Here is a 22148-nt window from a genome sequence, read left to right as displayed (position 1 = left end):
AGGGGATGGCGGATGGGGAGGGATTCGAACCCTCGATACGCTTTGGGCGTATACGCGCTCTCCAGGCGCGCGCCTTCGACCACTCGGCCACCCATCCGTCTCCCGGGCGGGCCGGGAGGGGCCGGAACTTAGTCAAGCGGCGGCGGGGCCGCAACCCGTCCGGGCGCCCCGTCCGCGGCTCAGCCCCCGCCCGAGGGAGGCTCGCGCCGGCGGAGCGCCAGGCGCCGCGGCGGGGCGCCGGTGCGGAGGCGGGCGAAGCGCTCCAGCACGTCCTCCGGCCAGCGGCTGACCCGCCGCGCCGCGAGGTCCACGCAGAGGTAGAGCACCTCGTTCTCGGCCGCGAGCCAGCCTTCCTCCTGATGGTGCATGGCGTGCACCGCGAGCAGGCGCTTCTCGTCGAAGGCCAGCACCTCGCTGGTGCAGGAGAGCGGCATCCCTTCCCGCACCTCGCGCACGTAGTTCACCCAGGTCTCGGCCGCGAAGGTGCCGAGGCCGCGGGCGCGGAAGGCGGGGCCGAGGCCGAGATGCGGCCAGAGGTGGTCGGTCGCCATGTCGAACACGGCGAGGTAGAAGGCCATGTTCATGTGGCCGTAGGCGTCCACCCATTCCGGGCGCACCACCGCCAGCGGACCGCCTTCCGTCCGCACGATCCTGCCGCTCACCCCGTCCCTGCTCCCCGGCAGCGCCACGCGGGCTTCAATGGATCTCCTCCGCCGCGGCCAGCGCCTCGCGCAGCCGGGCGATGCCGAAATCGTCGCGCTTCGCCATGTCCAGGATCACCCGCTCGCGCCGGGCGCAGAGCTCGATGGCGGCGGGCAGGGCGCGCACCGCCTCGGCCGGGATCACCACGGCGCCGTGGCGGTCGGCGTGCACCACCTCGTCATGCGCACAGGGCATGCCATGGACCGTCACCTCGCCGCGGAAATCCACGACATGCACATGGGCGTGCGAGGGGTTCACCACGCCGCCGAGGATCTGGAAGCCCGGCGCCAGCATGTCGATGTCGCGGAAGGAGCCGTTGGTGACGCAGCCGAGCACGCCGAGCCCCTTGTGGATGGCGGAGTTCACCTCGCCCCAGAAGGCGCCGAAGCCCGGCTCCTCGTCCAGGTCCTCGATCACCACCACGGTCGGCAGGTCGGCGTCGGCGACGTATTCGTACCAGCCGAGCCGGGCGGCGCGGTCCTCCTCGCGGGAGCGGCCGGAGGGCGCGGCGGCGCGGATCCGCCCGGTGCGCGCCAGGCCGCAGATCGGCGGCAGCGCCGGGTCGGCGACGACGAAGGGCCGGTAGGAGAAGCCGCGCGCCCGGCGCGCCGGCACCACGATCTCCAGCGCGTTGCAGATGGTGGGCGTGTCCCACTTGCGCAGCAATTCGAGATCGGCGCTGGTGAAGGGGCGATCGGGCATCGGGGGGTCCTCTCCTCGGCGCGCAAGGATCGTTGAGACGGGGCCGCGGGTCAAACCCGCCCCGTGCCGGGGAGCGTTGCGCGCGGGGCGGAAGGGTCCGCATCCTGCTCCCTCCCCGCCGGAGGCCCGCCATGCCCGCACGCCGCCACGAGGACGAGGCGCTCCGCACGACGCCGGAGGGCGATCCGGCGCCGGGCCTGGAAGGGCTGCCGCGCGCCGGGCTCGAGGCGCTGGAGGCGGCACTGCCCGGGCTGATCGACCGGATGCTGCGTGGCCCGGTGGTGCTGACCCGCCACGGGCGCGACGCCTTCGTGCTGCTGCCGCTCGACGCCTATCGCCGCCTCTGGCTCTCCGCGCCGCGACCGCCGGTGATCGGAGCGGAGGAGCCCTGACCCGGCCGGCGACATCGCCGGACGCCTCCGCGCGCAACCGCCCGGATTTCGCCGCGGCCGGCGTGCATCCCCGGTTTCCGCCGGCACGGGGCGCGGCACCTGCCCCTTGACCGCGGCGGCGCGCCATGGTGGGGCGCCGGCATGACCGCGCCGCTCCTCCTGCTGCAGGACATCGTTTTCCGCCTCGGCGGCGCGCCGCTGCTCGCGGGCGCGACCCTGTCGGTGGCGCCCGGAGAGCGGCTGGCGCTGGTCGGGCGCAACGGCAGCGGCAAGTCCACGCTGCTGCGCATCGCCGCGGGCCTCGCCGAGGCCGATGCCGGCACCCGCTTCCTGCAGCCCGGCGCCACGCTGCGCTACCTGCCGCAGGAGCCCGACCTCTCCGGCCACGCCACCGTTCTCGGCTACGTGCTGGCGGGGCTCGGCCCGGCCGACGACCCGCACCGCGCCCGCCACCTGCTGGAGGCGCTCGGCCTGCGCGGGGAGGAGGCGCCGGCGACGCTTTCGGGCGGCGAGGCGCGGCGGGCGGCGCTGGCGCGGGTGCTCGCCCCCTCCCCCGACATCCTGCTGCTGGACGAGCCGACCAACCATCTCGACCTGCCTGCCATCGCCTGGCTGGAGCAGGAACTCGCCGCGATGCGCGGCACGGCGCTGGTGCTGGTCAGCCACGACCGCCGCTTCCTGGAGGCGCTCTCCCGCGCCATGGTCTGGCTCGACCGCGGCGCCACGCGCCGGCTGGAGCAGGGCTTCGCCGCCTTCGAGGCCTGGCGCGACCAGGTGCTGGAGGAGGAGGCGCGCGCCCGCCACAGGCTCGACCGCCAGATCGAGCGGGAGGAGCACTGGCTGCGCCACGGCGTCACCGCGCGCCGGAAGCGCAACATGCGCCGCGTGGCCGAGCTGGCGGCGCTGCGCCAGCGCCGGCGCGAGGCGCTGCGCCCGGCCGGCGCGGTGCGCATGGCGGCGGCCGAGGGCGCCGGCTCGGGCACGCTGGTGATCGAGGCGGAGGGCCTCTGCAAGCGCTTCGGCGATGCGCCGCCGGTGGTGCGGGACTTCTCGACGCGCATCCTGCGGCGCGACCGGGTGGGGCTGGTCGGCCCGAACGGCGCGGGCAAGACCACGCTGCTCGCCATGCTGACGGGAAGGCTGGCGCCCGATTCCGGCACGGTGCGGCTCGGCGCCGGGATCGAGATGGTGACGCTCGACCAGAAGCGGGAGGCGCTCGACCCCACGCGGACCCTGGCCGAGACGCTGACCGGCGAGGCGCGCGGCGAGACCGTCCTCGTCGGCGGCCGGCCGCGCCACGTGGTCGGCTACATGAAGGACTTCCTGTTCCTGCCCGAGCAGGCGCGTACCCCCGTCGGCGCGCTCTCGGGCGGGGAGCGGGGGCGGCTGCTGCTGGCCCGCGCGCTCGCCCGCCCCTCCAACCTGCTGGTGCTGGACGAGCCGACCAACGACCTCGACCTCGAGACCCTCGACCTGCTGGAGGAGGTGCTGGCGGACTACCAGGGCACCGTGCTGCTGGTCAGCCACGACCGCGACTTCCTCGACCGCGTCGCCACCTCCGTGATCGTCGCCGAGGGCGGCGGGCGCTGGCAGGAATACGCGGGCGGCTACTCCGACATGCTGGCGCAGCGCGGGCGCGGCGTGGAAGGGCCCGCGGCGCGGCCGGCCGCGCCGCCGCGTCCCGCGTCGCGGGCCGGGGCGGCGCGGGAGGCGCCGGCGAGGCGGCGGCTGAGCTCGCGGCAGCAGCACGCGCTCGAGACGCTGCCGGCGCGGATCGAGGCGCTGCAGGAGGAGGTGGCGCGGCTGCGCCAGGCGCTGGCTGACCCGACGCTCTATGCCCGCGACCGCGGCCGCTTCGACCGCTTCACCGCGGCGCTGGCCGAGCGCGAGGCGGCGCTGGCGCGGGCCGAGGAGGAGTGGCTCTCGCTCGAGATGCTGCGCGAGGAGATCGAGGCCGGGGGCGGCTGAGGCGGGGCTGCGCGGGCGCCCACCGGGCCGCCTCAATCGGTGCCCGAGGGCTGCGAGCCGCCGCTCCGGCGCGGCCGGGCGATGCTCCGCATCAGGTAGCGCAGCCCCTCCGTCTGCTGGCGCAGCCACCCTCCCGTGGCCAGCGCCTCAGGGCCGTCGGGGTCGCCCGTCCTCGCGGGCGTCCTCGAGTCGAAGTCCGCGGTCCCGAACAGCAGGTCCCAGACGGGGAACAGCACGGCGTAGTTCCTTCCCTTCTCCCCCGCGGAGAGTTCGCCGTGATGCACCCTGTGGAAGCGGGGGGAGACGATCAGCCGCTCCCCCACCCTTCCGAAATGCAGGCGCGCATTGGCGTGGGACAGGCTCTCGATGACGGTCAGGATCAGCAGGATGAGGGGGAACTGCGCGGGAGGCACCCCGATCAGCACCGCGAGCCCGCTGAACCAGAGCGCCGCGATGGCATCGTCGATGACGTGGTTCCTGTTGTCGGTCCAGAACGTCATCTGCCTCTGGGCGTGGTGGATGGAGTGCAGGGCCCACCACCAGCGGAACATGTGCTGGAACCTGTGGCGCCAGTACTCGCCGAAATCCAGCACGACGACGTAGAGGAGGAAGGCTAGGAGCGGCCAGTCCCGTAGCCAGGGCAGAAGCGTCTCGAGCGTCGGCGGGATCACGCCCGCGTCCGCGACCAGCCCCTCCCAGTGGATCTTGAGGAAGGACAGAAGGACGAAGGCCAGGATCGGCAGCAGGCCGAGGCGGCTCAGCAGGGTGTAGACGATGTCGGTGCGGATCGCGCGCCTGTCGCGCACCGCCTCCACCGGCCGCCACGCTTCCAGGGGCCTGCACACGGCGTAGGAGACGACGATCGAGAGCAGGCCGAACAGGGAGAACTCGATCCACTCGAAGGCGCTTTCGGACCAGTGCATCAGGCCGAGCGCATACAGCGCCGGCTGGACGGCGTCCTCGAACAGCCGGCCGAGCAGGGCATCATAGGCTTCTTCCAGGATCTCGAGCGCCTTCATGGCAAGCCCCCCGCGGGAAGCACGTCGAAGCACAGGCCCCTCGCCTGGATGCCCTCGAGCACGTGGTCGAGCACCTCGGCGAAGGGCACCTGCCGGGAGCGCACGCCCCAGTGGATGACCACGACCTCCCCCGGCCGGGTGCGCCGGATCGCGCGCTCGGCCAGGGTGGCGTTCGGGTGCGCGGCGCTGTCCAGCTCGTCCCCCCAGAAGCCGTTGGCGGTCCAGCCCTGGTGCCGCAGGCCGCAGGCCTCGGCCATGGCGAGGGCGTTCGGGGTGGTGATGCCGCCCGGCGCCCTCCAGAGCGGCAGGATGACCGCATCCGGCACCATTTCCCGGAGCCGCTCCGTCGGGCGCCTCAGCTCGGCGCACAGCGCCTCCTGGTCCAGCACCTCCGCCTGCCTGCCGCCGCGGGAGACGTAGCGCACGCGCCCCGGCGCCGGATCGCCGCGGAAATACCAGTGCCGCCAGGTATGGCTGGCGAAGACATGGCCCTCGGCGGCGCGCGCGCGCCAGAACGGCGCCCAGGCATCCGAAAGGGTGGTGGTGCCGTTGAAGCTCGGCTCGTCGGCGACGAAGAGGGTGGCGCGTATCCCGCGCCGCCGCAGGATCGCCGCGATCCGCTCGGCCTCGCGCCCCCAGCCGGTATCTATGGTGAGATACACCATCCCCCCGCACCGGGCGGCGGCCACCCCCGGCGCCGAGAGCAGGCCGGCCAGGAAGGTCCGGCGCGCGAGGCAAGGCGCCGCGCCGCCACGGCCCGCCCCCATGCCCGCCTCAGCGCTGCGCGGAGGGAGGCGCAGCGGGGCCTTCCGCGCCGCGCGGCCAGTGGACGAAGATGCCGTGCGGCGAGCGGCCGACCCGGATGGTCTCCACCTGTCCGGTTTCCGGGTCGAGCCTCCCGACCCGCCCGACCCAGCGCAGCGTCATCCAGACGCGGCCCTCGGCATCGAAGGCCAGGCAGTCGGGTCCGCCCGGGATCTCGAACACCTGCAGCACCCGCAGGCTTTCGGGATCGATCGCCGCCACGCGGCTGTCCACCCGGCTGGTCGCCCACAGCACCTGCCCGCCCGGCGCGGCGAAGATGGCATGGGCGCCGCGGCCGATCGGGATGGTGCGCACCACCTGCCGCAGCTCGGGGTCGAGGACCGCGAAATGGTCCCTGCCCATGATGCCGACGATGAGCTGCCCCCGGTGCCACAGGATCCCGGCCGGCTCCGGGCCGACCTCGGCCTGCCAGAGGACCTCCATCGTCTCCAGGCTGATCGCCACGACCCTGCCGGCGCCCTGCAGGGTGAGGTAGACGGTGCGGCTGTCGGGGCTGAAGGCCATGTGGCTCGGCATGTGCGGGAAGCGGTGCCGCCGCACCAGCCGCAGCCCCCCGTCCTCGCCGGGCGCCTCGTAGATGTCGATCTGCCCGCGGCGCAGGCTGGCGATGACGAGCCAGCGCCCGTCGGGGCTGAAATCCAGGTGGTAGGGATTGCTGATCCGCTCCCGCCTCTGCAGCTCGCCGGTGGCGGGGTCGAAGAACAGCAGCTCGTTGCCCGCCGAATCGCCGACGACCAGGGAGCGCCCGTCGGGGGTCAGCACCAGGTGGTGCGGCTCGCGCAGCACGGGGATGCGCCGGATCTGCTCGCGCCGCGCGGCGTCGAGCAGGCTGATCGAGGCCTCGCCGGAGTTCAGCACGAAGACCAGGTTCGCCTGGGCGGTGCCCGGCAGGAGCCCCACCGAGAGCAGGAGCAGCGCCACCAGGCTGCCTCGGATTCCACGCATGGCGCCTTCCTTCCAGGCCAGGAATGATCCCTCCGGCCGCCTCCGCTGTCTAGCGGAACGCGCGCCCGGATAACCCGACATATTGCGGCACGGAAGCGATGATGCACGCAACCGGCCCGCCAGGGGCGCCGAACCCGCAGGACGGCGCCCAAGAGGGCGGTAGATTCATCGTGCGCCGAGCCGGCGCGGCATGGCGTCCGGCGAGGCTGCGATCTCGCGCATCGCCGCCTGCCAGGCCGCCAGCCGCTCCGGGCCGGCCGGGTGGGTGTCCAGCAGCCCGGCCTGCACGCGCCGGTCGCCCGAGGCGGCGAGCCTGGCCCAGATGCCGCCCGCCTCCTCCAGATCGTAGCCCGCCCGGGCGACGATGAAGGCGGCGAGGTAATCGGCCTCCCGCTCCTCGGCCTGAGAATAGACCAGGCGGGCGGCGCCGGCGCCGAGCGCCGACAGGTCGCCGAGCCCCGCCGCCGACCCGATCACCGCCCCGGCCAGGGCGCCGAGGGTGGTCCGCGCCTGGGCGCGGCCGATATGGCCGGCGACGTGGTGGGCGAATTCGTGCGCCACCACGGCGGCGAGCTGCGAATCGTTGTCCACGATCCGCAGCAGCCCGGCGGTCACCGCGACATCCCCCTGCCCCGCGGCATAGGCGTTGACCTGCGGCGAGGGGTCGTAGGCGACGCGGAAGGCGCATCGCTGGCCGCGATACTGCTCGCAGAAGGGCTGTGCGGCGGCGGCCACCCGGCTCGCCACCCGGCGCAGCATGGCCTGCTGCTCGGCCACGCTGCGGTCGTGCTCGCGCAGCGGCGCGGCGGCGGCGAGCTGCTGCTGCGCCGTGACGAGCTCCGCGCGCCCCGGCTCCGGGAAGGCGAATTGCGGCCCGCAGCCGGCCAGCGAGACGCCGGCCAGGAACAGGATCGGACGAAAGCGCCCCAGCATCGCAGCCTCCGGATTCGGCACGCACCGGCGCAGAAACCGGCCCCCCGCGCGCGGGTTGCAGCGGCCGGAAGCCGGGCCTACTCCGCCGCCTCCCTCGCCCCCTCCTCCGCCGCCAGCCTCAGATAGCCGTCGCGCGTCTGCGGCAGCTTGCGGCCGAGGATCTGCTCCGCCACCTGGTTGCGCAGCACCTGCGCCGTGCCGCCCGCGATCGCGAACATGCGGGCATCGCGGAGGTAGCGCTCCATCGGGTTCTCGCGGGAGTAGCCGGCCGCGCCCCAGACCTGCAGCGCCGCGTTGGTCACCTCGATCGCGGTGTCGGCGGCGAGCACCTTGGCCTGGGCGGCGGCCAGCCGGTCCGGGAAGCCGGCGGGGCCGGCGCTGCGGGCGGCGCGCCAGACCAGGGCGCGGGCCGCCTCCAGCCGGATGGACATGTCGGCGAGCATCCAGGCGAGGCCCTGGAACTCGGCGATCGGCCGGCCGAATTGCCGGCGCCGCTGCGCGTAGCCGAGCGCGTGCTCATAGGCCCCGGCGGCGAGGCCGAGCGCCACCGTCGCGGCGCCGACGCGCTGGCCGTTGTAGGCGTCCATCAGCCGGCCGAAGCCGCGGGCGAAGCCGCCGGGCGGGCGCAGCACCATCGCATCCGGCACCTCGAGCCCCCGCAGGCGGATCTCCGCCTCCGGCATGCCCCTGAGCCCCATGGAGGGGATGCGCCGGTGGATCACGAGGCCGGGCGGATCGGCCTCGCCCCGGCGCACCGCCAGGAAGCCGCCGATCCCCCTCTCCTCCCCGTCCTCCACGGCGCGGGCGAAGATCAGGTGCAGGCGTGAGACGCCGCCGCCGGTGATCCAGTGCTTCACCCCGTCGAGCACCCAGGTGTCGCCGCGGCGCACCGCGCGCGTCGTCATCTCGGTGGCGGCCGAGCCGGCGCCAGGCTCGGTAATGCAGATCGCCGGCTTGTCCCCGGCGAGGACGAGTTCGGCGGCGAGGCGCTTCTGCGCCTCCGTGCCGTAGGCCATGACGGCGCCGATGGCGCCCATGTTGGCCTCGACTGCGACGCGCCCGCAGACGGCGCAGGCCCTGGCGAGCTCCTCGATCACCAGCACGGCGTCGAAGTAGGAAAGGCCCGGTCCGCCCCACTCCTTCGGGATGGTCATGCCGAGGAAGCCGGCCTCGGTCATCCGGCGGACCATCGGCCAGGGATACTGTTCCGTGCGGTCGGTCTCGGCGGCCTGCGCCGCGGCCTCCCGGGCCAGTTCGCGCGCCCGCTCCCGCAGGCGCCGCTGCTCGGCGGTGAGCCCGTCCATCCGCGCCCCTCCCGACATCCGGCTATGCTGTTAGCCGAGCCTGCATCGTCGCGGCAATGGCGGGCGCCAGGCCGCGGAATTCGGCGGCGCGCGGGCTCCTCGCCCGCCAGGCCAGGGCGAGCGTCCGGGCCGGCGCCGTCTCCGCCTCGAGCGGCCGCACCTCGACGGCGGCGCCGTTCAGCACCCCGCCCTCGACCGCCAGCCTCGGCAGCAGCGTCACGCCCAGCCCACCCGCCACCATCTGCACCAGGGTGTGCAGCGAGGTGGCGGCGAAGCTGTCCGGGCCCGGCGCCAGCCGCGGCAGGCCGCAGGCGTCGAGCGCGTGCTCGCGCAGGCAGTGCCCGTCCTCGAGCAGCAGGAGGGGCTCGGCGGGCAGCGCGCCGACCGGCACCCTCTCCCTCTCGGCCAGATGATGGCCCCGAGGCAGGGCGGCGAGGAAGGGGTCGGTGGCGATCGGCAGCGTCTCCGCCTCGCCGCAGGCGCAGGGCAGCGCGATCAGCAGCAGGTCGAGGCGGCCGGCCTGAAGCTGCGCCACCAGCCGCTCGGTCACGTCCTCGCGCAGCCAGAGCCGGAGTCGGGGGAAGCTCTCCCGCAGCACCGGCATCAGGCGCGGCAGCAGGAAGGGGCCGACGGTCGGGATGACCCCGAAGCGGAGCGGCCCGGCCAGCGGGTCGCGGGCCGCCGCGACCGTCTCCGCCACCGCCTCCAGCGCCGCGAGCGCGGTGCGGGCGCGCGCCACCACCTCGAGGCCGAGAGGGGTGAAGATCGGCCGCTTGGCGCCGCCCCGCTCCAGCAGCGCCGCCCCCATCTGGCGCTCCAGGGCGATGATGCCGGCCGAGAGGGTGGATTGGGTGACCGCGCAGGCGGTGGCGGCGCGGCCGAAATGGCCATGGTCGGCGAGCGCGAGCAGGTAGCGGAGCTGCTGGGGGCTGGGCAGGGGGATCATCGGTCCCGTCAATGAAACGATCTGGAACGGTTCGCGGCTGTCCTGACGGGCCTCGCCCCCCGGCGCACCTCCGTCGATGCAGGGCGGCGGGGCCGCCGGGGGCTGGGAAGCGCCCCTGCCGGGGTCACGAAGCCGCAAATGCCCCTTCCGTCAACACGAGCGGCCGCGGTCGCGCCCCCGGTCCGGAGCCGGGAAAGGCGGGCCCTCCCCGTTCGGCACCGCCGCAGGAGCCTCGGGCAGGCTCCGGAAGGAAAAGGAGCATGACATAACAAAGAGGAATCCGATCATCCTCGCAAAAACTCTTCATTGGAACGGCCGATCATTTGTCCTCATATGCTGCGGCGCAGCGAAGCCGCGCCCCCGGCGCGGCGCTGTGGGCTGATCTTCCCGGACCCGATGGAGAGGACCGAATGCTGACTGTTGGCGACAAGTTCCCCGCCTTCGCGCTCACTGCCGTGAAGGGCGGCCCCGAAGGCCTCGGCGGCCCCGGCAAGTCCTTCACCGAGATCACCGAGCGGACCGATCAGGGGAAGTGGAAGATCGTGTTCTTCTGGCCGAAGGACTTCACCTTCGTCTGCCCGACCGAGATCGCGGCCTTCGGCAGGCTCGCCGGCGAGTTCGCAGACCGCGACGCGGTGGTGTACGGCGTCTCCACCGACAGCGAGTTCGTGCACCTGAACTGGCGCCTGCACAACGACGACATCCGCGACCTGCCGATCCCGATGCTGGCGGACGTCAAGCGCGAGCTCTCCTCGGCGCTCGGCATCCTGGACAGGGAGGCGGGTGTGCCGCTGCGCGCGACCTTCATCGTGGATCCGGACGGCACCATCCAGTGGGTGGGGGTGAACGGCCTCAATGTCGGGCGCAACCCGCAGGAGGTTCTGCGCGTGCTCGACGCGCTGCAGACCGACGAGCTCTGCCCCTGCAACTGGGAGAAGGGCAAGGAGACGCTGAAGCCGCAGGAGCTGTTCGAGAAGGCGGCCTGACCCCCGACACGCCCGCGCGGCGCGGCCGCGCGGGCCCCTCCTCCCTTCAGCCGCATGAGAGAAAAGGCGCCACGATGTCGCTGGAAGCCCTCCGCAACCGCCTGCCCGACTACGCCAAGGACCAGAAGCTGAACCTCGGCAGCCTGGCCGCCGAGCCGGTGCTGACCGAGCAGCAGCGCGCCGGCTGCTTCGTCGTCTCCGCCCTCGCCAGCCGCAACGCCGAGGTGGCGCGGCACATCCTCGCCGAATTCGGGCCGAAGCTGTCGCCCGAGGCGCTGACCGCCGCCAAGGCGGCCGCCTCCATCATGGGCATGAACAACGTCTACTACCGCTTCACCCACCTGGTGGAGGGCGATTACGGCACCATGCCGGCCAGGCTGCGCATGAACGTCATGGCGCGCCCCGGCGTGGACAAGGCGGATTTCGAGCTGTGGTCGCTCGCCGTCTCGGCCATCAACGGCTGCGGCAAGTGCATGGAGGCGCACGAGAAGGTGCTGCTGCAGCACGGCGTGAGCAAGGAGCAGGTGCAGGCCGCGGTGCGCATCGCCGCGGTGGTGCACGCCGTGGCGGTGACCCTCGACGCCGAGACCTGCCTCGCCGCCGCCTGACGCCGCGCCGCAGGCCGCCCGGCCCCCGCGGGCCGGGCGTCAGCGCACCGCGCGCGGCGGCGCCTCGCCGCGCAGCAGCACGGCGCCGAGATTCTCCAGGCAGCGCTCGCCCATCGCCTGCCGGGTCTCCTCCGTGGCGCTGCCGAGATGCGGCAGCAGCACGACGTTCTCGAGGCCGAGATAGCCGGGGTTCACCCGCGGCTCCCCGTCGTAGACGTCGAGGCCGGCGGCGCGGATGTGCCCCGAGCGCAGGGCGGCGATCAGCGCCTCGTCGTCCACCGAGGAGCCGCGCCCGGTGTTCACCACGATCGCGCCCTTCCGCATCATCCGCAGCCGCTCGGCGTTCAGCCATTTCCGCGTCCCCTCCCCGCCTGGCACGTGCATGGACAGCACGTCGATGGCGCCGAGGAAACCGGCGTCCGAATCGTGCCAGATGGCGCCGTCCTCGAGGTCCGGCAGGCGGCGCACGTCGCGGTAGTGGATCTCCATCGACAGGGCGCGGGCCATGCCGGCCAGCTCGCGGCCGATCCGCCCGAAGCCGAGGATGCCGAGGCGCTTCCGCTCCAGCGTCACGCCGAGGAGCTGCGTCGGCGCCCAGCCCTTCCATTGCCCCGAGCGCACCAGCCGCTCCCCCTCCCCCGCCCGCCGCGCCGCCATCAGCATCAGGGTGAAGGCGCATTCGGCGGTGGCGAAGGAGAGCACCTCCGGCGTGTTGGTGACGACGATGCCGCGCTCCCTCGCCGCGGCGAGGTCGATGTGGTCGTAGCCGACGCTGAAGGTGGCGATGATCCGCACGCTGTCCGGCAGCGCCCGGATGCAGGCGGCGCCAAGCGCGTCGCCGGCGGCGGCGAGGATGCCCTCCGCCCGCGCCTCGGCCGCCCGGCGCGCGATCTCCGCGCCGTCCAGGTGCCAGGGCTCGTCCCCCGGGTTCAGCCGGGCGTCGAACTCCTCCGCAGCGCGCGCCTCGATCGCGTCGGGCAGCTTGCGGGTGACGAGCAGGACGGGCTTGGCCATGGGGGCGTCTCCTCGGGCGTGGCGCCCCTTTACCAGCCCGACGCCGTCTTGCCAGCGGGGCCGGGCGGGGGCAGGGTCCCGCCGGCAAGGGCCGCGCACCGGAGCGGCGCGGCCGGGGAGAGACGGCAATGGATCTTGGCTTGAAGGGCCGTCGTGCCCTGGTGATGGGCGGCACCAAGGGGCTCGGGCGCTCGATCGCCGACAGCCTCGCCGAGGAGGGCGCGGCGCTGGTGATCAGCGGCCGCGACCAGGGGCGGCTGGACGAGGCCGCCGCGGCGCTGAAGGCCAGGGGTGCCGCCAGCGCCGCCGGCGTGGTGGCCGACGTGGCGCGGGGCGAGGACATGGACCGGCTGGCCGAGGCCGCCCTCGCCGCCATGGGGGGCGTGGACATCCTGGTGCTGAACCATGGCGGCCCGCCGCCCTGCACGGCGAGCGAGATGCAGGAGGCGGATCTCGTCGCCTGGTTCCAGAACATCGTCGTCTCGCCGATCCGCATCACCATGCGGCTGCTGCCGGCGATGCGGGAGCGCGGATGGGGCCGCGTGATCGTGGTCGGCAGCACGGGGATGCAGCACCCGATCCCGACGCTCGCCCTTTCCAATACGCTGCGCGCCTCGGTCTGGGGCTGGCTGAAGACCCTGTCGGCCGAGGTGGCGAAGGACGGGGTGACGATGAACGTCCTCGCCCCCGGCACCATCCTGACCGACCGCGTGACGCAGACGACCACGGTGCGCGCGCAGCAGCAGGGCATCAGCTTCGACGAGGCGCTGGCGCAAGCGGCGAAGGAGATCCCGGCCGGGCGGCTGGGCATGCCGGCCGATTTCGGCCCCATGGGCGCCTTCCTCGCCAGCGAGCGGGGCGCCTACATCACCGGCAGCATGATCCGCGTGGATGGCGGCCGGGTGCGGAGCATGCTGTAGGATCGCGGCGATGATCCCCAACCTCTCCCCCGACCTGGCGCTGGCGGCGCGGCTGTTCGACGCGCTGCGCGAGCGCAGCTTCGACGGCGTCGGCATCACCCGCGAGGCCTACGGGCCGGGCGAGCGCATGGCGCACGCGCTGGTGCGCGAGGCGGCGGAGGGGCTGGGCCTCGAGACCCGCACCGACCCGGTGGGCAACCTCTACATGACCCTGCCGGGAAGCGACCGCGCGGCGAGGCGGGTGGTGCTGGGCAGCCATCTCGACAGCGTGCCGCAGGGCGGCAATTTCGACGGCGCCGCCGGCGTGCTGTGCGGCCTCGCCGTGGTCGCGGGGATGGTGCGGGCGGGTTTCGCCCCCTCGCGCGACGTGACGGTGATGGCGATCCGCGCCGAGGAGGCGGGGGCGTGGTTCCCCACCTCCTACCCCGGCAGCCGCGGCGCGCTCGGCCTGCTGCGCGCCGAGGAGCTGGAGCTGCGCCGCCGCGACAGCGGCCGCACGCTGGCCGAGCACATGCGCGAGGAGGGCTTCGACCCCGGCTTCGCCGCGCGCGGGGAGAAGGCGCTCGGCCCGTACGACGTCGCCGCCTTCCTGGAGCTGCACATCGAGCAGGGCCCGGTGCTGGAGGCCGAGGGCATACCGGTCGGCATCGTCACCGGCATCCCCGGCAGCCGCCGGCTGCGCGAGGCGCGCGTGATCGGGGAGTACAACCACTCCGGCGCCACGCCGCGCAAGTACCGCCGCGACGCCGCCATCGCGCTCGCCGACCTCGCCTACCACCTGGACGAGGCGTGGTGCCGGCTGGAGGCGCAGGGCCACCGCATGGTCTGCACCTTCTGCGTCATGGCCACGACCGAGGAGGCCGGCTTCACCAAGATCCCCGGCGAGGCGCGGTTCCAGCTCGACGTGCGCAGCGTCAGCTTGCGGAGCTGCGACGCGCTGTTCGAGGTGCTCTACGACAAGGTGGCGGAGATCGAGGCGCGCCGCGGCGTGCGCTTCGAGCTCGGCCCGGAGAGCGGCAGCCGCCCGAGCCCGATGGATCCCGGCGTGGTGCAGGGCCTGGTCCGCGCCGCCGAGGCGCTGGGCGTGCCGCACCTGGTGATGCCCTCGGGTGCGGGGCACGACGCCGCGGCCTTCGCCCAGGCGGGCGTGCCGGCGGGGATGCTGTTCGTGCGCAACCAGAACGGCAGCCACAATCCGAAGGAAGCGATGCGAATGGAGGATTTCGCCAGCGCCTGCGCCGTCGCCGCGCGTTTCGTGGCGGAGATCGCGCAGTGACCGCACGCCTTGCCGTGGACATCGGCGGCACCTTCACCGACATCGCCCTGGAACGCGAAGGAGAGCGCTGGACCGCCAAGGTGCTGACCACCCCCGCCGCGCCCGAGCGGGGCGTGCTGGAGGGGGTGCGCGCCGTGCTCGGCAAGGCGGGCCTCGGGCCCGCCGACATCGCGCTGCTGATCCACGGCACCACGCTCGCCACCAACGCCATCATCGAGCGCAAGGGCGCGCGCACGGCGCTGCTGACCACCGAGGGCTTCCGCGACGTCCTCGCCCTCGGCAACGAGAGCCGCTACGACCAGTACGACCTCAACATCGAGCTGCCGCGGCCGCTGGTGCCGCGGCGCTGGCGCCTGCCGGTGCCGGAGCGGCTGGACAACACCGGCCGGGTCCTGCTGCCGCTCGACGAGGAGGCGGTGGCGCGGCAGGTGGCCTTCCTGCGCGCCGAGGGCGTCGAGAGCGTCGCCATCGGCTTCCTGCACGCCTTCGTCAACCCCGCCCACGAGCGGCGCGCGGCGGAGATCCTGCGCGCGCTGTGGCCCGAGGTGCCGGTCTCGCTCTCCTCCGAGGTGTCGCCGGAGATGCGGGAGTGGGAGCGCTTCTCCACCACCGTCGCCAACGCCTATGTGCAGCCGCTGATGGCCCGCTACCTCGGCCGGCTGGAGGCGGGGCTGCGGGAGATGGGGCTCGGATGCCCGCTGTTCCTGATGCTCTCGGGCGGCGGGCTGACCACGCTCGAGACCGCGGCGCGCTTCCCGATCCGCCTGGTGGAGAGCGGGCCGGCGGGCGGCGCGATCTTCTCGGCGCATGTGGCGCGGCAGCGCGGCTTCGACCGCGTGCTCTCCTTCGACATGGGGGGCACCACGGCGAAGGTCTGCCTGATCGACCACTACCGCCCGCAGGCCAGCCGCAGCTTCGAGGTGGCGCGGGTCGGGCGCTTCAAGAAGGGATCGGGCCTGCCGCTGCGCATCCCGGTGATCGAGATGGTGGAGATCGGCGCCGGCGGCGGCTCCATCGCCGCCGTGGACGGCATGGGCCGCATCCAGGTCGGGCCGGAGAGCGCCGGCGCCGACCCCGGCCCCGCCTGCTACGGGCGCGGCGGGGAACGGCCGACGGTGACGGATGCGAATCTCCTGCTCGGCCGCTACGACCCGGCGCGCTTCGCCGGCGGCGCGCTGCGCCTCGACCCTGCGCGCGCGCGCGACGCGCTGGCGGCGGAGGTCGGCGGACGGCTCGGCCTCTCCGCCGAGATGGCGGCGCTCGGCGTCGTCGAGGTAGTGGACGAGAACATGGCGAACGCCGCCCGCGTCCACGCCATCGAGAGCGGCAAGGGCTTCGAGGGCCGCACCCTCATCGCCTTCGGCGGCGGCGGGCCGGTGCACGGGTATCGCGTGGCGGAGAAGATCGGCGTGCGGCGCATCCTGGTGCCGACCGGCGCCGGCGTCGGCAGCGCCATCGGCTTCCTGCGCGCGCCGGTGGCCTATGAGGTGGTGCGCAGCCTCTACCAGCGCCTCGCCGGCTTCGACCTCGCGGCGGTGAACGCGCTGCTGGCGGAGATGGCGCGCGAGGCCAGGGAGGTGGTGGCGCGCGGCGCCTTCGATGCGGAGCTGGCGGAAAGCCGCCTTGCCTACATGCGCTATGTCGGCCAGGGCCACGAGATCCCGGTGGCGCTGCCGGCGCGCGACCTGGCGGTGGCGGATGTGGCGGCGATCCGCGCCCGCTACGACGAGGAGTATGCCCGCTTCTACGACCGCCCGGTGCCCGGCAGCGATGTCGAGGTGCTGAGCTTCGCCGTCACCGTCGCAACGGAGAGCGAGCCGGTGGAGCCCGTGGCCGAGGTGTACGACGCCCCCGCCCCGCCGCCCTCGCGCCGCCAGGCGGTGCGCGACACGGCGAGCGGCGAGGTTGCCGACTGGCCGGTCTATGACCGGGACGCCGTGCCGCCCGGCGCCACCCTTCCCGGCCCCTGCATCATCGCCGAGGCGGAGACGAGCACGCTGGTGGGGCCCGGCTGGAGCTGCCGGATGGACGGCATGGGCTATCTGGAACTGACGCAGGAGGGCGCGCGATGAAAGAAACGGGGGCGCTCGCCGCCATCCAGCGGCAGATCCAGTGGAACCGCCTGATCGCGGTGGTCGAGGAGCAGGCGCAGACCATGATCCGCACCGCCTTCAGCACCACGGTGCGCGAGGCGGGCGACCTCTCCGCCGGCGTGTTCGACCTCAAGGGCCGGATGCTGGCGCAGGCCGTCACCGGCACGCCGGGCCACGTCAACAGCATGGCCGAGAGCGTCGGGCATTTCCTGGCGAAATTCCCGGCCCACGCCATGCGGCCGGGCGACCACTACATCACCAACGATCCCTGGCTCGGCACCGGCCACCTGCACGACCTCACCGTGGTCACGCCCGCCTTCCGCAAGGGCAGGATCGTCGGCCTGTTCGCCAACACGGCGCACATCATCGACATCGGCGGACTCGGCATGGGGCCGGAGGCGCGGAGCGTGTTCGAGGAGGGGCTCTACATCCCCATCGTCAAGTGCTTCGACCGCAACCGCCCGAACGAGACCTTCTTCGACTTCATCCGCGCCGGCAGCCGCACGCCGGTGGAGCTGGAGGGCGACATCTACTCCCTCTGCGCCTGCAACGACGCCGGCATCAGGCGGCTGGTCGAGATGATGGACGAGTTCGACATGGACTCGCTCGACCCGCTCGCCGCCCACATCTTCGAGAGCAGCCTGCGCGCCACCGTCGAGGAGATCCGCGGGCTGCCGCGCGGCACCTTCGCGGCCGAGATCCGCTCGGACGGCTACGAGGCGCCGGTCACGCTGAAGGCGGCAATGACCATCCACGAGGACCGGATCGAGGTGGACTACGCCGGCACCTCCGGCCTCTCGACGCGCGGCATCAACGTGCCGCCCGCCTATTGCCGCGCCTATTCCTGCTTCGGGATCAAGTGCGTGGTGGCGCCGGAGATCCCGAACAACTGGGCCAGCCTCTCGCCCTTCCACATGAGGATCCCCGAGGGCTGCATCCTCAACGCGCCGCGGCCCTATCCGGTCAGCGTGCGGCACGTGATCGGCCAGCTTCTGCCCGACCTGATGATGGGCTGCCTGCACCAGGCGGTGCCGGAGCGGGTGACGGCGGAGGGCTCCTCGGCGCTGTGGAACCCGCCGCTGCGCGGCGGCGCGCAGGTGTCGGGGCCGGCGGCGGAGGTGGAGGATTTCGAGATCATCACCTTCAACAGCGGCGGCACCGGCGCGCGGCCGGCCAAGGATGGCCTGGACGGCACCGCCTTCCCCTCCGGCGTCCGCACCATGCCCGTGGAGGCGACGGAGAACGTCGCCCCGGTGATCTTCTGGCGCAAGGAGCTGCGCCCGGACAGCGCCGGCGCCGGCCGCACGCGCGGCGGCTTCGGCCAGATCATGGAGATCGGCGCCAAGGGCGACGCCGAATTCGCCGTCAACGCCATCTTCGATCGCGTCGCCAACCCGCCGCGGGGTCGCGACGGCGGAATGGATGGCGCCCCCGGCTGGGTCGGGCTGAACGACGCCAACGGCACGCCGCTGCGCACCAAGGGCTTCCAGGTCATCCCGAAGGGCAGGCGCCTGGTCCTGAAGCTGCCGGGTGGCGGCGGCATGGGCGATCCGCGGCGGCGCGATCCGGCGCTAGTGCGGCGGGACGTGGCGGACGGGCTGATCAGCCCCGAGGCGGCGCGGGCGCTCTACGGCGTGGAGGTCTGAACCCGGAGCGGGCCGCGCCGTGGTGCCTATTCCAGCGGCAGGCCCACATAGTTCTCAGCGAGCGTCATCGCCCCGGCCCGGCTCTCGCAGACATAGGCGAGCTCCGCCAGCTGCACCTTGTGCTCGAAGGCATCGGCCTCGTCGAAGCGGTGCAGCATGGCGGTCATCCACCAGGAGAAGCGCTGCGCCTTCCAGATCCGCGCCAGGCAGCGCCGCGAGTAGCCGTCCAGCGCCGCCATGCCCTGGCCACGGCAGAAGGCCTCCAGCGCCTGCGCCAGGTAGTACACGTCGGCCACCGCCAGGTTCATCCCCTTGGCGCCCGTGGGCGGCACGATGTGCGCGGCGTCGCCGGCCAGGAACAGCCGGCCGTAGCGCATCGGCTCGGCCACGAAGCTGCGCATGGCGGTGATGCCCTTCTGCAGGATCGGTCCCTCCTTCACCTGCCGCGCCCCGTCGCGGCGCTCGAAGCGCCGGTGCAGCTCCTCCCAGATGCGGCTGTCCGGCCATTGGGCGAGGTCCTCGTCCGGCCGGCACTGCAGGTAGAGGCGCGACAGGGTCGGCGAGCGCATGGTGGCGAGGGCGAAGCCGCGCGCGTGGCGGGCGTAGATCAGCTCGTGCGAGGCCGGCGGCGCGGCGGCGAGGATGCCGAGCCAGGCGAAGGGATAGACCCGCTCATAGACCGTGAGGTGGCCGGGCGGGATGGAGTCGCGGCAGATGCCGTGGAAGCCGTCGCAGCCCGCCACGATGTCGCAGTCGAGGCTGCGCGCCTCCCCGCCCTCGCGCCAGGTGATGCGCGGGCGCTCCCCGTCCAGGCCGTGCAGCGCCACATCCTCGGCCTCGAAGACCAGCGGCCCGCCATAGCCGAGGCGGGCGGCGATCAGGTCCTTCACCACCTCCTGCTGGCCGTAGATGGTGACCCGCCTGCCGGTCAGGCCGTGCAGGTCGATGCGGTGGCCCTCCCCGTCGAAGCGCAGCTCCAGCCCCTCATGCACCATGCCCTCGCGGTGCAGCCGGTCGGCGACTCCGCCCTGGGTGAGGATGTCCACCGTCCCCTGCTCGAGCAGCCCGGCGCGGATCCGTCCCTCCACATAGCGGCGGGAGCGCGCCTCCAGCACCACGGACTCGATGCCGGCCAGGTGCAGGAGATGGGCGAGCAGCAGGCCCGCCGGCCCGGCTCCGATGATCCCGATCTGCGTGCGCATGCGCCTTCTCCCTGGCTGGCGCCCGAATTGCAGCCTGCGGCGCCGGCCCCGCAAGCCCGGCCCTGGCCAGCCGGCCCGTCCCGGGCGAGAGTGCCCGCGGAAGGAGTGCCCGATGAGTCGCATCCTGTACGAGCTGGCCGGGGCCGATCCGGCGCGCCGCTTCAGCCCCTTCTGCTGGCGCATCCGCATGGCGCTGGCCCACAAGGGGCTGGAGGTGGAGACGGTGCCCTGGCGCTTCACCGAGAAGGACAGGATCGCCTTCTCCGGCCAGGGGCTGGTGCCGGTGCTGGTGGATGGCGACCGTACGGTTGCGGATTCCTGGTCGATCGCCTGCTACCTCGAGGAGGCTTATCCGGACCGGCCTTCCCTCTTCGGTGGCACCGGCGGCCTGGGCATGGCGCGCTTCGTCAACAGCTGGACCGACGGCGTGCTGCACCCCGGCGTCGCGCGGCTCGTGGTCTCCGACATCCCCGCCTGGCTGGGGCCGGAGGATCAGGCCTATTTCCGCGCCAGCCGGGAACAGCGCTACGGCATGACGCTCGAGGAGGTGACGGCGGGGCGGGAGGCGCGGGTCCGGGAATTCCGCAAGGACCTCCAGCCGCTGCGCCTCACCCTCCGCGCCCAGCCCTGGCTCGGCGGCGCGGCCCCCAATTACGCCGACTACATCGTGTTCGGCGCCTTCCAGTGGGCGCGCTGCATCAGCGCCTTCCCGCTGCTGGAAGCGGGGGATCCGGTGGCGGAATGGCGCGGCCGCATGCTCGACCTGCATGGCGGCCTGGCGCGGGCCGCGCCGGGCCACGAGGCGTAGGCGCCCTGCCGGTCGCGGGTCGGCCGGCTTGACGCTGCCGCCGCAATCGCCGTTCCTATCCCCAGCCAGGCCCCACAGACAGGGCGAATGCGGAGGAAGCGCCATGCCGGACATCGCCCCGGGAAATGCCGCCACGAACGCGACCGTCGCCCTCCGCCTCGCCGAGGCCTTCCGGCGCCACGGCGTCACCCTCACCTTCGGGCAGAGCCTGCCCTCCGCCTTCCACCTGGCCTGCCCCGCCGTCGGCATCGAGCAGAAGGTGTACCGGCAGGAGAATGCCGGCGGCGCGATGGCGGACGGCTATGCGCGGATCTCGCGCAAGGTCGGCGTGGTCACGGCGCAGAACGGCCCGGCCGCGACGCTGCTGGTGCCGCCGCTGGCCGAGGCGCTGAAGGCCTCGATCCCGGTGCTCGCCCTGGTGCAGGAGGTGACGCGCGACGCCTTCGACCGCAACGCCTTCCAGGAGCTCGACCACATCCGCATGTTCGAGCCGGTGGCGAAGTGGGTGCGGCGGCTGGACCGCGCCGACCGGCTCGACGACTACGTGGACATGGCCTTCACCGCCGCCGCCTCCGGCCGCCCCGGTCCCGCGGTGCTGCTGGTGCCGGCCGACCTCCTGACCGAGACCGCCGCCGAGCGTTCCTCGCTGCTGCGGCCGCGCACCCTCTCCCTCGGCCGGGTGCCGCTCGACCGCACGCTCGCCGATCCGGCGGCGGTCTCGGCGGCGGCGGAGGCGCTGGCCGCGGCGCGGCACCCGCTGGTGGTGGCGGGCGGGGGCGTGCACCTCTCCGGCGCGACGGCCGAGCTCGCGGCGCTGCAGGAGGCGGCGCACCTGCCCGTGGCGACGACGGTGATGGGCAAGGGTGCGGCGGACGAGACGCACCCGCTCACCCTCGGCGTCATCGGCTACGTCATGGGACGGGGCGCACGCACCCACGCCCTGCGGGCGATGGTCGAGCGCGCCGATCTGGTGCTGCTGGTCGGCAACCGCACCAACCAGAACGGCACCGATAGCTGGAGGCTGTTCTCCGAGGGCACGCGCTTCATCCACCTGGATGCCGACCCGATGGAGATCGGGCGCAACTACGAGGCGATGCGCCTGGTGGGCGACGCCGGGCTCACCCTCGCCGCGCTGACCGAGGCGCTGCGGGCGCGCGACCTCTCCGCCCGGGCCGCGGCGCGCGCCGGCATCGAGCACGAGATCGCCGAGGCGGTGGCGGGCTGGCGCCGCACCATCGAGGGCGTCACCACCCGCGACGCGCCGCCCTGCCGGCCGGAGCGGGTGATGGCCGAGCTCGACCGGCTGATCGGGCCGGAGGACGTGGTGGTGGCCGATGCCTCCTACGCCTCGATCTGGGTCGCCAACTACCTGACGGCACGGCGCGCCGGCCAGCGCTTCCTGACGCCGCGCGGCATCGCCGGCCTCGGCTGGGGGCTGCCGATGGCGATCGGCGCGCGGATCGCGCTCGACGAGGCGGGCGGCAAGGGGCGCGTGGTCTGCCTCTGCGGCGATGGCGGCTTCGGCCATTCCTGGGCGGAGCTCGAGATGCTGCGCCGGCTGGAGCTGCCGGTCACGCTGATCATCCTGAACAACGGCATCCTCGGCTACCAGAAGCATGCCGAGGAGGTGAAGTTCGGCGAGCACACCATCGCGGTGAACTTCACCGCCGTGGACCACGCCGCCATCGCGCGCGCCTGCGGCGTCGAGGGGCATCGCGTGGAGGGCGGCGCCGCGATCGGCCCGGCGCTGCGCGCGGCGCTGCAGGCGCGCCGCCCGGTGCTGCTCGACGTCATCACCGATCCGGATGCCAGGCCGCCGATCTCGGTCTTCGCGGGCCACTATCCGGAGCCGTTCTGAG

Annotated in this window: 20 protein-coding genes and 1 tRNA gene; 10 read left to right on the top strand and 11 right to left on the bottom strand. The window is 73.6% G+C overall.

Features of this window, described 5'->3' with window-relative positions; all coding sequences use genetic code 11:
- Nucleotides 1-6: 6 nt before the first annotated feature.
- The 3 genes from ET526_RS04125 to ET526_RS04115 form a co-directional block, all read right to left on the bottom strand.
- Nucleotides 7-97 (bottom strand) — tRNA-Ser (locus ET526_RS04125).
- Nucleotides 98-179: 82 nt separating this feature from the next.
- Nucleotides 180-662, bottom strand: coding sequence for an acyl-CoA thioesterase (locus tag ET526_RS04120; RefSeq protein WP_135466412.1), 483 nt, complete (start codon nt 660-662; stop codon nt 180-182).
- Between the two features lie 34 nt (nt 663-696).
- The gene (locus ET526_RS04115; protein WP_135466411.1) at nt 697-1404 is read right to left on the bottom strand and encodes an RraA family protein; all 708 of its coding nucleotides are present in this window, start codon (nt 1402-1404) and stop codon (nt 697-699) included.
- Between the two features lie 131 nt (nt 1405-1535).
- Here ET526_RS04115 and ET526_RS04110 point away from each other — a divergent pair, with 131 nt between their 5' ends.
- Together ET526_RS04110 and ET526_RS04105 are read left to right on the top strand one after the other, a co-directional pair.
- Nucleotides 1536-1796, top strand: coding sequence for a type II toxin-antitoxin system Phd/YefM family antitoxin (locus tag ET526_RS04110; protein ID WP_135466410.1), 261 nt, complete (start codon nt 1536-1538; stop codon nt 1794-1796).
- 141 nt (nt 1797-1937) lie between these two features.
- Complete coding sequence (locus ET526_RS04105) at nt 1938-3764, top strand: ABC-F family ATP-binding cassette domain-containing protein (protein ID WP_135466409.1); 1827 nt, start codon at nt 1938-1940, stop codon at nt 3762-3764.
- A 32-nt stretch (nt 3765-3796) separates the two neighbouring features.
- Here the strand turns inward: ET526_RS04105 and ET526_RS04100 are convergent, their stop codons facing one another.
- The 6 genes from ET526_RS04100 to ET526_RS04075 form a co-directional block, all read right to left on the bottom strand.
- Nucleotides 3797-4783 carry a sterol desaturase family protein gene (locus tag ET526_RS04100; RefSeq protein WP_135466408.1) on the bottom strand — a complete coding sequence of 329 codons (987 nt, stop codon included), beginning with the start codon at nt 4781-4783 and terminating at the stop codon, nt 3797-3799.
- Nucleotides 4780-5448, bottom strand: coding sequence for a polysaccharide deacetylase family protein (locus ET526_RS04095; protein WP_240048246.1), 669 nt, complete (start codon nt 5446-5448; stop codon nt 4780-4782). The genes ET526_RS04100 and ET526_RS04095 overlap by 4 nt, the downstream gene beginning before the upstream one ends.
- Before the next feature lie 109 nt (nt 5449-5557).
- Nucleotides 5558-6553: a YVTN family beta-propeller repeat protein gene (locus tag ET526_RS04090; RefSeq protein ID WP_135466406.1), complete on the bottom strand. Its 996-nt coding sequence runs from the start codon at nt 6551-6553 to the stop codon at nt 5558-5560.
- 165 nt (nt 6554-6718) lie between these two features.
- Nucleotides 6719-7486, bottom strand: a complete 768-nt coding sequence (locus ET526_RS04085) for a M48 family metalloprotease (RefSeq protein ID WP_135466405.1) — start codon at nt 7484-7486, stop codon at nt 6719-6721.
- 77 nt (nt 7487-7563) lie between these two features.
- Nucleotides 7564-8790: a 3-sulfinopropanoyl-CoA desulfinase gene (gene acdA, locus ET526_RS04080; RefSeq protein WP_135466404.1), complete on the bottom strand. Its 1227-nt coding sequence runs from the start codon at nt 8788-8790 to the stop codon at nt 7564-7566.
- A 22-nt stretch (nt 8791-8812) separates the two neighbouring features.
- A complete protein-coding gene (locus ET526_RS04075) occupies nt 8813-9736 on the bottom strand; it encodes a hydrogen peroxide-inducible genes activator (RefSeq protein ID WP_135466403.1) in 924 nt (307 codons plus the stop codon).
- Between the two features lie 410 nt (nt 9737-10146).
- On the opposite strand from ET526_RS04075, the gene ET526_RS04070 reads away from it, so the two are divergent.
- Entirely contained in the window at nt 10147-10722 is a 576-nt protein-coding gene (locus ET526_RS04070; RefSeq protein WP_135466402.1) for a peroxiredoxin, read from the top strand.
- A 74-nt stretch (nt 10723-10796) separates the two neighbouring features.
- Complete coding sequence (locus ET526_RS04065; protein WP_135466401.1) at nt 10797-11330, top strand: carboxymuconolactone decarboxylase family protein; 534 nt, start codon at nt 10797-10799, stop codon at nt 11328-11330.
- A gap of 39 nt (nt 11331-11369) precedes the next feature.
- On the opposite strand, the gene ET526_RS04060 is transcribed toward ET526_RS04065, so the two are convergent.
- Nucleotides 11370-12344, bottom strand: coding sequence for a 2-hydroxyacid dehydrogenase (locus ET526_RS04060; protein ID WP_135466400.1), 975 nt, complete (start codon nt 12342-12344; stop codon nt 11370-11372).
- 140 nt (nt 12345-12484) lie between these two features.
- Between ET526_RS04060 and ET526_RS04055 the strand changes: the two genes are divergently transcribed.
- The 4 genes from ET526_RS04055 to ET526_RS04040 are packed head-to-tail and all read left to right on the top strand — an operon-like array spanning nt 12485 to nt 18279.
- Nucleotides 12485-13264, top strand: coding sequence for an SDR family oxidoreductase (locus ET526_RS04055; RefSeq protein WP_240048245.1), 780 nt, complete (start codon nt 12485-12487; stop codon nt 13262-13264).
- A gap of 10 nt (nt 13265-13274) precedes the next feature.
- Complete coding sequence (locus tag ET526_RS04050) at nt 13275-14540, top strand: Zn-dependent hydrolase (RefSeq protein WP_135466398.1); 1266 nt, start codon at nt 13275-13277, stop codon at nt 14538-14540.
- Nucleotides 14537-16612 carry a hydantoinase/oxoprolinase family protein gene (locus ET526_RS04045; protein WP_135466397.1) on the top strand — a complete coding sequence of 692 codons (2076 nt, stop codon included), beginning with the start codon at nt 14537-14539 and terminating at the stop codon, nt 16610-16612. The genes ET526_RS04050 and ET526_RS04045 overlap by 4 nt, the downstream gene beginning before the upstream one ends.
- On the top strand, nt 16609-18279 hold the full coding sequence (locus tag ET526_RS04040; RefSeq protein WP_135466396.1) for a hydantoinase B/oxoprolinase family protein: 1671 nt from the start codon (nt 16609-16611) through the stop codon (nt 18277-18279). Before ET526_RS04045 ends, ET526_RS04040 begins: the two co-directional genes overlap by 4 nt.
- A gap of 26 nt (nt 18280-18305) precedes the next feature.
- Here ET526_RS04040 and pobA read toward each other — a convergent pair whose 3' ends face one another.
- Entirely contained in the window at nt 18306-19481 is a 1176-nt protein-coding gene (gene pobA, locus ET526_RS04035; RefSeq protein ID WP_135466395.1) for a 4-hydroxybenzoate 3-monooxygenase, read from the bottom strand.
- Between the two features lie 112 nt (nt 19482-19593).
- Here pobA and ET526_RS04030 point away from each other — a divergent pair, with 112 nt between their 5' ends.
- On the top strand, nt 19594-20289 hold the full coding sequence (locus ET526_RS04030) for a glutathione S-transferase family protein (protein WP_135466394.1): 696 nt from the start codon (nt 19594-19596) through the stop codon (nt 20287-20289).
- A gap of 103 nt (nt 20290-20392) precedes the next feature.
- A complete protein-coding gene (locus ET526_RS04025) occupies nt 20393-22147 on the top strand; it encodes an acetolactate synthase catalytic subunit (protein ID WP_135466393.1) in 1755 nt (584 codons plus the stop codon).
- Nucleotide 22148 lies beyond the last annotated feature (1 nt).

Source organism: Crenalkalicoccus roseus (assembly GCF_004761865.1).
Taxonomy (GTDB): domain Bacteria; phylum Pseudomonadota; class Alphaproteobacteria; order Acetobacterales; family Acetobacteraceae; genus Crenalkalicoccus; species Crenalkalicoccus roseus.
This window is presented reverse-complemented; position numbering and strand designations above follow the sequence as displayed.